The organism is Mycolicibacter longobardus, assembly GCF_002102265.1.
GTDB lineage: Bacteria > Actinomycetota > Actinomycetes > Mycobacteriales > Mycobacteriaceae > Mycobacterium > Mycobacterium longobardum.
This window is the reverse complement of the sequence record NZ_LQPG01000018.1, coordinates 148,393-162,762: the sequence shown is the minus strand read 5'-3', so window position 1 is coordinate 162,762 and position 14,370 is coordinate 148,393. Positions and strand designations below refer to the sequence as shown.

The 14,370-nt window shown below is 69.7% G+C and carries 14 protein-coding genes; 5 read left to right on the top strand and 9 right to left on the bottom strand.

The features are described 5' to 3' along the window. Nucleotides 1–51: 51 nt before the first annotated feature. From AWC16_RS10610 to AWC16_RS10590, 5 genes are read right to left on the bottom strand one after another with little or no spacing between them, the layout of a single operon-like run. Nucleotides 52–456 carry a sterol carrier family protein gene (locus tag AWC16_RS10610; protein ID WP_085264694.1) on the bottom strand — a complete coding sequence of 135 codons (405 nt, stop codon included), beginning with the start codon at nt 454–456 and terminating at the stop codon, nt 52–54. Between the two features lie 3 nt (nt 457–459). After that, the gene (locus AWC16_RS10605) at nt 460–1,302 is read right to left on the bottom strand and encodes an alpha/beta fold hydrolase (RefSeq protein WP_085264693.1); all 843 of its coding nucleotides are present in this window, start codon (nt 1,300–1,302) and stop codon (nt 460–462) included. Nucleotides 1,303–1,329: 27 nt separating this feature from the next. Then, entirely contained in the window at nt 1,330–3,048 is a 1,719-nt protein-coding gene (locus AWC16_RS10600; RefSeq protein WP_085264754.1) for an alpha/beta hydrolase, read from the bottom strand. Between the two features lie 17 nt (nt 3,049–3,065). After that, entirely contained in the window at nt 3,066–5,360 is a 2,295-nt protein-coding gene (gene purL, locus AWC16_RS10595) for a phosphoribosylformylglycinamidine synthase subunit PurL (RefSeq protein WP_109561355.1), read from the bottom strand. A gap of 23 nt (nt 5,361–5,383) precedes the next feature. Continuing rightward, entirely contained in the window at nt 5,384–6,628 is a 1,245-nt protein-coding gene (locus AWC16_RS10590; protein ID WP_085264691.1) for a M18 family aminopeptidase, read from the bottom strand. A gap of 52 nt (nt 6,629–6,680) precedes the next feature. On the opposite strand from AWC16_RS10590, the gene AWC16_RS10585 reads away from it, so the two are divergent. Next, nucleotides 6,681–7,697 carry a Dyp-type peroxidase gene (locus AWC16_RS10585; protein WP_085264690.1) on the top strand — a complete coding sequence of 339 codons (1,017 nt, stop codon included), beginning with the start codon at nt 6,681–6,683 and terminating at the stop codon, nt 7,695–7,697. Next, nucleotides 7,694–8,491 carry a family 1 encapsulin nanocompartment shell protein gene (locus tag AWC16_RS10580; protein WP_085264689.1) on the top strand — a complete coding sequence of 266 codons (798 nt, stop codon included), beginning with the start codon at nt 7,694–7,696 and terminating at the stop codon, nt 8,489–8,491. The genes AWC16_RS10585 and AWC16_RS10580 overlap by 4 nt, the downstream gene beginning before the upstream one ends. Here the strand turns inward: AWC16_RS10580 and purQ are convergent. Both purQ and purS read right to left on the bottom strand, forming a co-directional pair. Continuing rightward, entirely contained in the window at nt 8,488–9,162 is a 675-nt protein-coding gene (purQ, locus tag AWC16_RS10575; RefSeq protein WP_085264688.1) for a phosphoribosylformylglycinamidine synthase subunit PurQ, read from the bottom strand. The two genes, AWC16_RS10580 and purQ, sit on opposite strands and share 4 nt — an antisense overlap. Beyond that, entirely contained in the window at nt 9,159–9,398 is a 240-nt protein-coding gene (gene purS, locus AWC16_RS10570) for a phosphoribosylformylglycinamidine synthase subunit PurS (RefSeq protein ID WP_085264687.1), read from the bottom strand. Before purS ends, purQ begins: the two co-directional genes overlap by 4 nt. Before the next feature lie 83 nt (nt 9,399–9,481). On the opposite strand from purS, the gene AWC16_RS10565 reads away from it, so the two are divergent. Genes AWC16_RS10565 through AWC16_RS10555 form a run of 3 tightly spaced genes read left to right on the top strand, consistent with a single transcriptional unit; the run spans nt 9,482 to nt 11,957 of the window. Next, on the top strand, nt 9,482–10,120 hold the full coding sequence (locus tag AWC16_RS10565) for an MBL fold metallo-hydrolase (RefSeq protein ID WP_085264686.1): 639 nt from the start codon (nt 9,482–9,484) through the stop codon (nt 10,118–10,120). Between the two features lie 59 nt (nt 10,121–10,179). Beyond that, nucleotides 10,180–11,265, top strand: coding sequence for a TIGR03857 family LLM class F420-dependent oxidoreductase (locus AWC16_RS10560; RefSeq protein ID WP_207572300.1), 1,086 nt, complete (start codon nt 10,180–10,182; stop codon nt 11,263–11,265). A 17-nt stretch (nt 11,266–11,282) separates the two neighbouring features. Then, nucleotides 11,283–11,957 (top strand): TetR/AcrR family transcriptional regulator, encoded by a 675-nt coding sequence (locus AWC16_RS10555; RefSeq protein WP_085264685.1) that lies wholly within the window; start codon nt 11,283–11,285, stop codon nt 11,955–11,957. A gap of 10 nt (nt 11,958–11,967) precedes the next feature. On the opposite strand, the gene AWC16_RS10550 is transcribed toward AWC16_RS10555, so the two are convergent. Then, nucleotides 11,968–13,632 (bottom strand): FAD-binding dehydrogenase, encoded by a 1,665-nt coding sequence (locus AWC16_RS10550; RefSeq protein WP_085264684.1) that lies wholly within the window; start codon nt 13,630–13,632, stop codon nt 11,968–11,970. 19 nt (nt 13,633–13,651) lie between these two features. Continuing rightward, nucleotides 13,652–14,365, bottom strand: coding sequence for a DUF2334 domain-containing protein (locus AWC16_RS10545; RefSeq protein ID WP_085264683.1), 714 nt, complete (start codon nt 14,363–14,365; stop codon nt 13,652–13,654). Nucleotides 14,366–14,370 lie beyond the last annotated feature (5 nt).

Here is a 14,370-nt window from a genome sequence, read left to right as displayed (position 1 = left end):
GTTATAGCTGCTCCAGGGGACGGGCCTCAAGTGACGGTGTTCAGTCTACGGTCAACATGCGTCAAGATTCACCAACGGCAGCCATTCGGCGATCTCGGCGGCCCTGGAGCCGGACAATCGCAGCGTTCCGTCGGCGATCGCGTCGCCGGTGCCCAGCAGCCCGGCGGCCAGCAGCAGCCAGCTGCGCGGGTCGGTCTCGACGACGTTGGGCGGGGTGCCGCGGGTGTGCCGCGGCCCGGCGATGCACTGGACCGCGACGAACGGCGGCACCCGCACCTCGACGCTGGCACCCGGAGCCGACTCGGCCAGCGTGCGGGCGGTCAGGCGGACCGCGGCGCCCAGGTCCGCCCGACCCGGGGCGGGCCGGCCTTCATCACGCAGCCAGTCCGCGAGCGCCAGCACGGCGGAGCGGGTTTGCACCGGGTCCGCTTTCGAACGTGAGGAGGCGGCTGCCATGAGTCAGTCGACCGGGTGTGCGGCGAACCAGTCGAGCAGCAGGTCGGCGAGCCGGTCCGGCTCCGCATCGGGGATCCAGTGCGAGACGCCCGGCAGTATCTCGAATCGGTAATCCGCGTCGATGTAGCGGGCGGTGTTGTGAGCCGCCTTGGCCCTCAGGGCGAAGTCACGATCGCTCCACACGTACATGGTGGGCACCGCGACACGGCGGGTGATGGCCTGGACATCCGACAGCGGCATGCCCCGATACCAGTTGAGCCCGCCGGTCAGCGCGCCAGGTTCGACCATGGCCCGCCCATCCCGTTCGGCCGCGGCCGCGGTCAGCCCGCCGCGCTGCAGGGCTTTGGCGGCCCTGGTGGCGCCACCGCGAGTCATCAGCCATTCCGGCAGCCACGGCAACTGGAAGAAACCCATGTACCAGGACGCCAGGCCCTGGCTGCTGGTGACCAGCGATTTCAGGAAGGCGGCCAGGTGCGGCACCGACACCGGCGACACGGTCGCAACTCGTTCGGGCATGTCGGCCGCAACTGCCCACGCAACCGCGGCGCCCCAGTCATGTCCCACCAGATGCACTCGCCGCGCGCCACTGGCGTCGATCAGTGCGCCGACGTCGGCGACGAGTTCGGACATGCGGTAGTCGCGCCGCCGGGGCGGCCGGGCACCCGGCGAATAGCCGCGCTGGTTGGGCGCCAGGCACCGGTAGCCCGCGGCGGTGAGCCGGTCGATGACGCCGTTCCAGCTGTCGTTTCGTTGCGGGAAGCCGTGCAGCAACACCACGACGGGCCCGTCGGGCGGCCCGGCGTCGCGGACATCGAAGATCAGGCCGTCACGGTTGTAGCGCTCCATGGGTGAAGCATTGCGCATCCGGCGCGATTACGCCGCATCGGCGCGGGCGTGAGCCTGCCGCATGGCGGTCCGGATGTGTTCGGTGTCGGCCGGTGTCCAGCCCTCCGGCGGGCTCACCGCCACCCAGCCGTCCAGAACGGTGTCCGCGTAGTTGTGCCCGTGTCCGGCGGGCATCGATTCACCGTGCGCCAGGTCAGCCATGACCTGACAGAACGTCACCACCGGATACCAGCGCATGGACGCGGTGCGGTCCGGTCCAGGCGGCTCGGTCAGCCAGTCCGGCCGGTGAAACAGCAGATCGGGCGACCACCAGATTACCGGGTCGGAGGCGTGCTGGAGGAAGAGCACCCGGGTGCCCTCCCACGGTGGAGCCGCTTTGCGGGCGATCTCGTCCGGGTCGGTGCCCTGGGAGAACCGCACGGTGCGGCCGTTGTCGTAGCGCGGCGCCGCCGCGGTGCTACCCGGGTCACGTCGCTGCACCAGCGCGCCCCACAGGCGACTGGGATTCGGCGGACCCACCCACAGCACCGAGTCGAATCCCTTCGCCGCGATATCGGGCAGCCAATCGAAGGCGGCCTGGCCGGCCAGCGACCCCAGACTCTCCCCGTAGAGCACCAGTTTGGGCCGATGGTCCGGTGCCAGCTGTTGCCAACGGGCCTGGACGGCGTCAATCAGCATCCGGCCGGAATCCGTCGACTTCTGCTTGTCGGCCAGGAACGAGATCCAACTCGGCAGATAGGAGTACTGCACACCGACCAGTGCGGTGTCACCGTTGTAAAGCATCTCCACCGCCCGAGCCGCCACCGGGTTGATCCAGCCGGTTCCGGTGGTCGGGATGATCACCAGCACCTTTCGCTCGAAGGCTTTGGTGCGATCCAATTCGTCGACCAGCAGGTCCATCCGGGCCCGGTCGTCTGCAGCACTGCGCAGGCCGGCATACACCCGGACGGGCTCCTTGGCGGGACGTGCGTTGACCCGTTCCAGCTCGTCGGCGCGAGGACCGCCGGCGACAAAGTTGCGGCCCTGGAAGCCCAGGCTGTCCCACGGCACCAAAGAGGCTGTGCTGCCTGATCTTTCCGGTTGCAGCGGTTGGGACACCCCATACTTGGTGGAGCTGTCCTGCGGTTCGGACATCGCACTGGCGCCGGCGAAGAAGCCGCGGATCAGCACACCGTTGATCAAGGTGATCAGCAGGACGACGACGATCGCGGTGCCGATGAAGGTGGCGACCTCCCGCTGCAGGTGCCAACGCCGGATCAATGCCCCGGCCAGCAGTCGGACGGCGTCGATCAGCACCCGTACGGTCGCGATCAGCGCGGCGGCGACCCCGATCGCGACGCCGAGGGTGCGCAGGTAGCCCTGGGTCCCCGGGCCTTCGATTCCCAGCAGTTCGCAGACCTGACGCTGCCAGCCGGCGGCCGGGATCAGCATCAGCACACACGCGGCCGGCGATGCCACCACGACCGCCGTCTTCAATGCGAGCAGTACCCGGTGCGACGGCGGCCACCAGCGAGCGCCGCGCAGCACGAACCGGTTGACCGCCGCGCCGATCAGCACACCCAGCCCGTAGCCGAAGGCGGCGTTGATACCACCGATCAGCCCTTGGAAGAGCCAGTCGCGCGGCAGCAGTGATGGAGTCAGCGAAAGGCAGAAGAACAGCGCACCGAACGCCACCCCGACGAACTTCAGCTGCAGCAGGCTCCACGCCCACGCCAGAAACGGGTGACCGGTCAGTGACTCAACCATTCCCATGGCGCTGTGACTTACCCGAACAACCCCGGCAGCACCGCCTCGGACGTGCTGCGCAGTTCCGCCAGCGACACACTGAACTGGCCCTGCACCTCCACCTCGCCGGACGCCTGGTCCACCACCCCGACCCGGGTGGCGGGCAGCCCGCGCGCCTCGCACATGGAACGGAACCGGCTCTCCTCGGTGCGCGGGACCGCGACCAGCACCCGGCCCGCGGATTCGGAGAACAGGAAGGTGAAAGGATCGGCGTCTTCGGGAAGCAGTATGCGGCAACCGGTTTCACCGGCGATGGCCGATTCGACCACGGCCTGGATCAGCCCACCCTCGCTCAAGTCGTGCGCCGCCGACACCAGGCCGTCGCGGGATGCCGCGCACAGCACCTCGGCGAGCAGCCTCTCGCGCTCCAGGTCGACGCGCGGCGGGAGTCCGCCCAGATGGTCAGCGGTCACCTGCGCCCAAATCGAGCCGTCGAACTCGTCTCGGGTCTCACCGAGCAGGATCAGCGTCTCGCCCGGCTCGACGCCGAACGCGGTCGGAATGCGTCGACTCACATCGTCTATGACACCGAGCACCCCGACCACCGGGGTGGGGTGAATCGGCGTCGCGCCGGTCTGGTTGTAGAAGCTCACATTGCCGCCGGTGACCGGAATCCCCAGTGCCGCACAGCCGTCCGCCAGACCGCGCACCGCCTCGGCGAACTGCCACATCACCCCGGGGTCTTCCGGCGACCCGAAGTTCAGGCAGTTGGTGACGGCGACCGGCGTGGCACCGGTGACCGCCACGTTGCGGTACGCCTCGGCCAGCGCCAGCTGCGCCCCGGCATAAGGGTCCAGCTTGGTGTAGCGGCCCGAGGCGTCGGTGGAGATGGTGATCCCGCGGCCGGACGCCTCGTCGATGCGCAGCATCCCGCCGTCGGCGTGCTCGGCCAGCACGGTGTTGCCGCGCACGTAGCGGTCGTACTGCTCGGTGATGAACGCCCGGCTGCACAGATGCGGACTGCCCAGCAGCGCAAGCAGAGTCGCGCGCAGTTCCTCCCCGGTGCCCGGCCGCGGCAACGTGTCGGAACGGTCGGCGTTGAGTGCGTCCTGGGTGTCCGGGCGGGCGACCGGACGCTGATAGACCGGGCCCTCGTGAGCCACCGTGCGCGGCGGCACGTCGACGACGGTCTGGCCGTGCCAGGTGATCTGCAGCCGGTCCCCGTCGGTGACCTCGCCGATCACCGTGGCCAGCACATCCCACTTATCGCACACCGCCATGAAGGCGTCCACGTTCTGCGGGGCGACCACGGCGCACATGCGCTCCTGCGATTCGCTGGAGAGCACCTCGGCCGGGGTCATGTTCGCCGCGCGCAGCGGCACCTTCTCCAGTTGGATCGCCATGCCACCGTCACCGGCGGATGCCAACTCGGAAGTGGCACAAGATAATCCGGCGCCGCCGAGGTCCTGGATGCCGACCACCAGTTTGGCGGCGTACAGCTCCAGGCAGCACTCGATGAGCACCTTCTCGGTGAACGGGTCGCCGACCTGCACCGACGGCAGTTTCTTTCTGCCGCTGCCGGTTTCGTCCCCACCGAAGGTGTCCGATGCCAGCACCGACACTCCGCCGATGCCGTCCAGGCCGGTGCGGGCCCCGAACAGGATGATCTTGTTGCCGGTACCGGACGCGAACGCCAGGTGCAGGTCTTCCTTCTTGAGCACGCCGACGCACAGCGCATTGACCAGCGGGTTGCCGGCGTAGCAGGCGTCGAAAATCGTTTCGCCGCCGATGTTGGGCAGCCCCAGCGAGTTGCCGTAGCCGCCGATGCCGCGTACCACCCCGTCGAGCACCCGGCGGGTGTCGGGGGCGTCGGCGGCGCCGAAGCGCAGTTGGTCCATCACCGCGACCGGGCGTGCGCCCATCGCCATGATGTCGCGCACAATCCCGCCCACCCCGGTGGCCGCACCCTGATAGGGCTCCACGTACGACGGGTGGTTGTGCGACTCGACTTTGAAGGTGACCGCCCACCCGTCACCGATGTCCACCACGCCGGCGTTCTCGCCGATGCCGGCCAGCATCGACGCCCGCATCTCGTCGGTGGTGGTCTCGCCGAAGTAGCGCAGGTGCACCTTGGAGGACTTGTAGGAGCAGTGCTCGCTCCACATCACCGAGTACATGGCCAGCTCGGCATCGGTGGGGCGGCGGCCCAGGATGTCACGGATGCGCTGGTACTCGTCGTCTTTGAGGCCCAGCTCGGCGAACGGTTGCGGATGATCGGGCGTGGCCGCGGCGTGTTCGACGGTGTCCGGCGTGGTCGGGGACGTCACGGGCACAAGTGTATGGCACTGATTTCGGCTCAGTCCGGCGCCAGGAACGCCGTCAGAGCCGCCGCGTAGGAGGCCACGTCGTGCGCGCCCATCAACTCCCGCGCCGAATGCATGGCCAACTGCGGGGCACCCACATCGACGGTGGGAATACCGGTGCGCGCGGCGCTCATCGGGCCGATGGTCGACCCGCACGGCAGGTCGGCGCGGTGCTCGTAGCGCTGCAGCGCCACGCCCGCCTGGGCGCAGGCCAGCGCAAACGTCGCCGCGGTGCGTCCGTCGGTGGCGTAGCGCAGGTTGGGTTGCACCTTGAGCACCGGGCCGGCGTTGACCGCGATCTGATGGCCCGGCTCGTGACGGTCCGGGTAATTGGGGTGGGTGGCATGTGCCATGTCCGCCGAGGCCAGTGTCGAGGCGGTCAGCCGGCGCAGGAAGTCCTCCCGATCGCCGCCGGCGGCCAACGTGATCCGCTCCAGGACGGTCAGCAACAGATCGGACTGGGCGCCGTGATCCGACGTCGACCCGACCTCCTCGTGGTCGAACAGCACCAGCACCGGCAGGTAGCGGCCGGCGCTTGCGGCCATCAGAGCTTCCAGCCCGGCGTAGCAGCTGGCCTGGTTGTCCAGCCGCGGCGCGCTGACGAACTCCTGACCCACGCCGGTCACCCCCGACGGTGCCAGGTCGTGGGTCATCAGGTCGAAACCCAGCACGTCGCGGAGTTCCAGCCCGGCGCGTTCGGACACATAACCCAGGAAGTCGGGGGCCCGGCCGTCCCCCCACAACGCGTTGACGTGGCGTTGCGGGTCCAACTTGACCGCGGTGCGGTCGTCGGCCAGGTGGATGGCCAGTTGCGGCACCCGCAGGATCGGCTCGTCGATGCGGACCAGGTGGTGGGTGCCGTCACGCACCGACAGCCGCCCGCTCACCCCCAGGTCGCGGTCCAGCCAGGAGTTCAGCCAGGCGCCGCCGTACGGCGCCAACGCCACCAGTTGCCAGCCGGCCACCTCGCGGGCGGGATGTTGTTTGACCCGCAGGTTCGGGCTGTCGGTGTGCGCGCCGACGATCCGGAACGGGATATCGGTGTCCCCGCCGTCCCAGGCGACCAGGGAGCCGGCCCGCACGGTGAAGTACCGCCCGGGCTGCTGCGGCCAGCGATCGGTCTCGGCCAGCTCGGTGTAGCCCGCGGCACGCAGCCGTTCGGCGACGGTGACACAGACGTGAAACGGCGACGGTGAGGCGTCGATGAAGTCGCATAATCCAGTCGCGGTGGCCGCCATGGACCCAAGTCTTTCCTAGCTGCGACACCGCGGGGGCGTTAGGGTCGAGACTGTGCCGTCTGTTCAGCCAGTGACCGCTCCCCTGACCTGTGCGGCCATTTTCCTGGTCGTCACCATCGACGAGGGCGGTGAGACGGCGGTGCACGACGCGCTGCCCGAGCTGTCCGGGATGGCGTCGGCGATCAGCTTCCGCGATCCGACCAAACAGCTGTCGCTGGTGACCTCGATCGGCTCGGACGCCTGGGACCGGTTGTTCGCCGGGCCGCGGCCGGCGCAGCTGCATCCGTTCGTCGAGCTGACGGGCCCGCGGCACAGCGCGCCCAGTACGCCCGGCGATCTGCTGTTTCACATCCGCGCCGAGACCATGGACGTCTGCTTCGAACTGGCCCGACGCATCCTGCGGACCCTGAGCGGCGAGGTCACGGTGGTCGACGAGGTGCACGGTTTCCGGTTCTTCGACAACCGCGACCTGCTCGGTTTCGTCGACGGCACCGAGAACCCGACCGGTGCGGACGCCGCGGTTGCCGTTCAGATCGGTGACGAGGACCCTGACTTCGCCGGCGGGTCCTACGTACACATCCAGAAGTACCTGCACGACATGTCCGCCTGGGACGCGCTGCCGGTCGGTGAACAGGAACGGGTGATCGGCCGCACCAAGGCCGACGACATCGAGTTCGACGACGCGGTGAAGCCGGCCAACTCCCACATCGCGCTGAACGTGATCACCGACGACGACGGTAATGAGCTGGACATCGTGCGGGCCAATATGCCGTTCGGGTCCGCCAACTCGGGCGATCACGGCACCTACTACATCGGGTATTCGCGCAACCCGGAGATCACCGAGCGGATGTTGCGCAACATGTTCCTCGGCGACCCGCCGGGCAACACCGACCGCATTCTGGACTTCTCCACCGCGCTCACCGGCGGGCTGTTCTTCACCCCCACCGCCGACTTCCTCGACGACCCGCCGCCGCTCCCGGGAGCGGCGGCACCCGCCCCCGCCGAGCCGGCCGGCGCGAGCGTTGACGGCTCACTGAACATCGGCAGCTTGAAAGGAACCTCGCAATGAACAACCTGTATCGCGATCTGGCCCCGGTCACCGAAGCGGCCTGGGCCGACATCGAGCAGGAGGCGACCCGCACGTTCAAGCGGCACATCGCCGGCCGCCGAGTCGTCGACGTGAGCGAGCCGGCCGGTCCGACCGCCGCCGCGGTGGGCACCGGTCGGCTGACCGGTATCGGTGCCCCGGCCGACGGCGTGGAGGCCCACCTGCGCGACAGCAAACCGCTGGTGCGCCTGCGGGTTCCGTTCACCCTGTCGCGCGCGGAGATCGACGACGTCGAGCGGGGATCGCAGGACGCCGACTGGGATCCGGTCAAGGCCGCGGCCAAGAAGCTGGCGTTCGTCGAGGACCGCCTCATTTTCGAGGGCTACCCGGCCGCCTCGGTGGAGGGCATCCGCACCGCGAGTTCCAACGCTGCGCTGACGTTGCCGGAGGATCCGCGGGACATCCCGGACGCAATCAGCCAGGCACTGTCGGCGCTGCGGCTGGCCGGGGTGGACGGCCCCTACTCGGTGCTGCTGTCAGCGGACTCCTACACCAAGGTCAGCGAGACCTCCGATCACGGCTATCCGATCCGCGAGCACCTGCGCCGGCTGGTCACCGGCGACATCATCTGGGCGCCGGCGATCGACGGCGCGTTCGTGCTGACCACCCGGGGCGGTGATTTCGACCTGCGGCTGGGCACCGACGTGTCGATCGGCTACCTGTCCCATGACGCCGAGAACGTGCAGCTCTACCTGCAGGAGACATGCACGTTCCTGTGCTACACGGCCGAAGCCGCGGTCGCGCTGACCTGCTAGGCCGCCAGCACCGCGTCCAGCGCGGAGTAGAACAGCCCCAGCCCGTCGTCACTCGGTCCGGTCAGGGCCTCGATGGCGTGCTCGGGGTGCGGCATCAGGCCCACCACCCGGCCGTTGGCCGAACTCACCCCGGCGATGTCGCGCAGCGAGCCGTTGATGTTGTCCAGGTAGCGGAACACCACCCGGCCTTCGCCCTCCAGCTCGTCGAGCACCGCCTCGGAGGCGACGTAGCGTCCCTCGCCGGACTTCAGCGGCACCAGCAGGTCGGCGTCGGAGTCGAACCGGGAGGTCCAGGCCGTCGCGGTGGAGGCCACCCGCAGCCAGACGTCACGGCAGACGAAGTGCAGCCCGGCGTTGCGGGTCAGCGCACCGGGCAGCAGGCCGGCTTCGCACAACACCTGGAAGCCGTTGCAGATGCCCAGCACGGGCATGCCCCGGCCCGCCGCGGCGACGACCTCGCCCATCACCGGCGCGAACCGGGCGATGGCGCCGGCGCGCAGGTAGTCGCCGTAGGAGAAGCCACCGGGCACCACCACGGCGTCGACGCCCTTCAAGTCGGCGTCGGCGTGCCAGAGGCTGACCGGTTCGGCACCGACGAAGCGGACCGCGCGGGCGGCGTCGACGTCGTCGAGGGTGCCGGGGAAGGTGATGACGCCGACCCGGGCGCTCACGGGGTCTCCCGGCTCACGGTGAAGTCCTCGATCACCGTGTTGGCCAGCAGCGATTCGGCGATCTGCGCCAGTGCGTCATCGTCGATCGAATCGTCGACCTCGAGCTCGAAGCGCTTGCCCTGCCGCACATCCGACACTCCGGTGTGCCCGAGCCGGGAAAGCGCTCCGACGATCGCTTGACCCTGCGGGTCGAGGATCTCGGCTTTGGGCATCACGTGCACAACCACCCGGGCCACGCGCGCTCCCTACTGTCGACGGAATCGGTCGCAACAACAATACCGATGCCCGTTTGCGCCGCCGGAGCGCACAATCTTTAGGTATGCGACTGACCCACTTCGGCCATTCCTGCCTGCTAGCCGATTTCGGCGGCACCACGGTGCTGTTCGACCCGGGCAATTTCTCGCACGGCTTCGAGGGCATCACCGGGCTGGCGGCCATCCTGATCACCCATCAGCATCCGGACCATGTCGACACCGCGAGGTTGCCGGCCCTGATCGACGCCAATCCGGGCGCCGCGCTCTATGCCGACCCGCAGACCGCCGCCCAGCTGGGGTCGCCGTGGCGTCCGGTACATGTCGGGGATGCGTTCGACGTCGGCTCGCTGCGGGTGCGCGGAGTCGGCGGGCAGCACGCGGTGATCCATCCGGAGATCCCGATGATCGACAACATCTCCTACCTGCTCGGCGACGCCGGACATCCGGCCCGGCTCATGCACCCCGGCGACGCGTTGTTCGTGCCCGGCGAGCCGGTGGATGTGCTGGCCACCCCGGCAGCGGCGCCGTGGATGAAGATCTCCGAGGCGGTCGACTACCTGCGTGCGGTGGCGCCGCGCGCCGCGGTGCCGATCCATCAGGGCATCATCGCGCCCGACGCCCGCGGCATCTATCACGGCCGCCTGGCCGAGATGGGCCGCACCGACTTCCAGGTGCTACCCGCAGAGAGCGCCATCGCGTTCTGATCCCATTCTTTGAGAAGGTTCGTTGACAATTGCGCGCCCGGGCCCGAATCATGATCGCCATGGGCGACCAACTCAACGAACTCGGTTACTACGCCGTCACCCGACACCCGGCCGACGCCAAGGTGGTCTTCACCGAAGCCCGCGCGGCCGAGCAACTCGGCCTGGGCGCCTGCCATGTCGGCGAGCGCTTCACGGTGAAGGACGCGGCGGTGCTGTCCGGCGCACTGGCTGGCTGCACCACCGACCTGGGCATCGCGCCGTCCACCAACCACCACACCCGGCATCCCACGGTCACCGCGACCGTCGGATCGACGATGCACGCGCTGACCGACGGACGCTTCGCGATGGCGTTCGGCCGAGGCATGGCGGCCTATTGGCAGGCGATCGGGCTGCCGGTGGTGACCGAGGCCCGGCTCCGCGACTTCTTCTCCATCCTGCGCCGGCTGTGGGACGGCGAAACCATCCTCAACCACGATGGGCCGGCCGGGAAATGGCCGGTGCTGCGCCACACGAACGGGTTGGCCGACGCGCCGCCCATCGGCCTGGTCGCGGTGGGACCGAAAACGATGGAGCTGGCCGGTGAGATCGCCGACTTCGTGGTGCTGCACACGTTCTTCTCCGACGAGGCGACCGCGGCGTCGGTGGCGGCGGTGCGCCGCGGCGCCGAGCGGGCGGGCAAAGACCCCGACAGCGTCCGGATCTGGGCGTGCCTGGCAACCATCAGCGACGACCTGCCCGCCGAGGACCGGCTGCGCCGACGGGCCGGGCGGCTGGCCACCTATCTGCAGGCCTACGCCGACGTGCTGATCAGCGCCAACGGCTGGGACCCGGCGGTATGGGAGCGGATGCGGGCCACCGAGCTGTTCGCCAATGCCGCGGCCGCCGGACCCATCGACGCCAGTGCGTCGGTGGACACCCTGGAACAGCTCGACGCGATGATCCCCGCCGAATGGTTGGCCGCGACGGCCTCCGGCTCACCGGAGAACTGCGCGAAGACCATCGCCCGCCAATTCGACCTGGGCGTGCACTCGGTCATCATGCACGGCGCCACCCCTCAGGAACTCGCACCGGTGGTGGCGGCCTATCGCGCCGCTCGGCCGGCGTTGCGCCGAGCGGTCGCGGTCAATCCCGGCCGATTCGCCTGAGGGCAGTACCGAATCCGATGAGCGAGCCCCGTCAGGCCGCCCGCGCTTTGGCGCAGTGGCAGGCGGCGGTCCCGGTCACGCAGTCGGCGGCCGGCACCCGACTGAACAAGCGCGGCCGACAGACCCGGGCACGCCTGCTCGACGTCGCCATCCAGGTGCTGGCCGACAGCGGCTCCGAACCGATCTCGGCGAACCGCATCGCCAAGCAGGCCGATGTCTCGTGGGGCACCGTGCAGCATCAGTTCGGTGACCTCGACGGCCTGTGGGTGGCCGTGGTCACCGAGATCCACACGCGCAGTTGGGCTCCGGACCGCAGTCAGTGGCCCGCCCTGACCGGATCGCTGGCCGAGCGGCTCGAGGCCGCCATCGACTCGGTGTGGATCTACCTGGAGACCACCGAGGGCCGGGCACTGACCGCACTGCGCAACTGGCTGCCGCCGCGACGCGCGGACGTCCTCGCCGAGTATCCGCGGACCGCGGCGGCGCTGGCCGCCCGGGAACACGACTGGATTCAGGGTTTCGCCTACCTGATGGACGGCCTCGACCTGGACCCGGACAAGCTGCACAACGTGCGATGCCTGCTCCCGGCCGCCGTGCGAGGCCTGTCCAGCGAGCGGGAGTTCGGCTTCAGCACCGAACTCGACGTCGCCCGCCGGACACTGGCCAAAGCCCTCTCGGCGTACTTGAGCTGATGGGCGTCGGTCAGGCGATGTCGCCGGCGGCACCCCGCCCGGCGGCCCGGCCGGAGAAGATGCACCCGCCCAGGAACGTGCCCTCCAGGGCCCGGTAACCGTGCACTCCGCCACCCCCGAAGCCGGCCACCTCACCGGCCGCATACAGCCCGTCGATCGGCTTGCCGTCGGCGCCGAGCACCCGCGAGTCCAAGTCGGTTTCCAAGCCGCCCAACGTCTTCCGGGTCAGGATGTGCAGCTTGACCGCGATCAGGGGGCCGGCGGCCGGGTCGGTCAGCCGGTGCGGGGCCACCACCCGGCCCAGCCGGTCGCCCAGATAGGCGCGGGCGCCGCGGATCGCGGTGACCTGGCCGTCCTTGGTGAACCGGTTCGCCACTTCGCGGTCGCGCGCGGTGACCTCGGCCTCCACCGTGGCGTAGTCCAACGGCACCACGTCGGGCAGGGCGTTCATCGCGGCGACCAGATCGCGCAACGAGTCGGCCTGCACGAAGTCCACCCCGCGATCGATGAACGCCTGCACCGGCGGGGGCGGCCCGGACCGAGCCCGTGACGCGACCAGCTGGCGCAGGCTGCGCCCGGTCAGATCGGGGTTCTGCTCCTGACCCGACAGCGCGAATTCCTTCTCGATGATCCGGCGGTTCAGTACGAACCAGGTGTAGTCCTGCCCGGAGCGGGCGATGTGCTCCAGGGTGCCCAGGGTGTCGAACCCCGGGTAAAGCGGTCCGGGCAGCCGCGCGCCGGCCGCGTCCAGCCACAGCGACGACGGGCCGGGAATGATCCGGATACCGTGACAGGACCAGATCGGGTCGTGGTTGGTGATGCCTTCGGTGTAGTGCCACATCCGGTCCCGGTTGATCACCCGGCCGCCGGCCGCCTCGGTGATCCCGATCATCCGGCCGTCGACGTGGGCGGGCACGCCGGCCAGCAACTGCTCGGGGACCCGGCCCATCCGCTCCGGCCAGTTCTGCCGCACCAGATCGAGGTTGCCCCCGATGCCGCCGCTGGTCACCAGCACCGCGGAGGCACGAAACTCGAACTGCCCGATAATGTTCCGTGACGAGGGCGCACCGCGCGGCGCGGTGGAGGGTTCCAGCACGCTGCCCCGCACCCCGGTCACCCGGCCGCCTTCGACGATCAGCTCGTCGACCTGATGCCGGTGCGCGAACCGGACTCTCGAGCGGCCCCGCAGCCGGCCCGCGAAGATCTCCACCAGAGCGGGACCGGTCCCCCAGGTGATGTGGAACCGGGGCACCGAGTTTCCGGGGCCGATCGCGCCGTAGCCGCCGCGCTCGGCCCAGCCCACCAACGGGAAGACCTTCAGTCCGCGAGACCGCAGCCAGCTGCGCTTCTCCCCCGAGGCGAAGTCGACGTAGGCGTGCGCCCATTGGCGTGGCCAGTAGTCTTCCGGCCGGTCGAATCCGGCGGTGCCCAGCCAATCCTGCAGCGCCAGTTCGTGGCTGTCGCGCACGCCCAGCCGTCGCTGCTCGGGGCTGTCCACGAAGAACAGGCCGCCGAAGGACCAGAACGCCTGCCCGCCCAGGTTCGCGCTGTTCTCCTGGTCGACGATGAGGACCCGCTGGCCGCGCTCCACCAGCTCGCAGGCCGCCACCAGGCCGGCCAGGCCCGCACCGACGATGATGGCGTCAGCGTCCATGGCGTCCGCCTTACCGTTCATGGCGTCCCAGGGTAACGAGTCAGGCACTCAGCCCGGAGACCACATCGGCCCCGGCGAGCGGCCAGCGATAACGCTCCGGCAGGCAACCGTGGCCCAATGCGATGTCCACCGCATCCAGCATGGCCCCGACCACGCCCGGCTTGGTCAGCTGGCGAGCACCCACCGACAGCCGCACGATACCGCCGCGGCGGGCGATGCGTTCGCTGGTCGCCACCACCATCCGCCACCACCAGGGCACGGCAAGAAATCCCGCCCCGATGCCGACCACCCGGGCCCGCTCGGTACGGTCCAGCACCAGATCGGTCACCCCGTGCAGCCCTGCCAACAGCCGGAACCCGTTGCGTGGCAACGCCATGACCGTTCCGGGCGACACGGTCCAGCCGGGCGCGGCGAACAGCCGGGTGCGCAGCCCCAGGTGCTCCAATACCCGGTCGGCGCCGAGCAGTCGCAGATTGGCCTCGTGGGCGGGCAGCGTGGCGAACTCGCCGCGGCGCTTCTTGGTGGCGGCCTCGTCGAAACCGTGCAACACGATCGCCGCGCCGCCGGCGCGCCGGTGCGTCAGCCACTCGACGGTGCGCGGGTCACGGTCAAGCCGGTAGTCGGCACCCAGGCGTGGTGCCACCAACAGCGACACCGGTACGCCGCGGGCGTCCAGGTGGGCGCAGAACGCCTCGGCATCGGCGCGGGTGCGCGCCCCAATTCCCGAGACGGAGACGATCAGCTGTCCGGTCACACCCC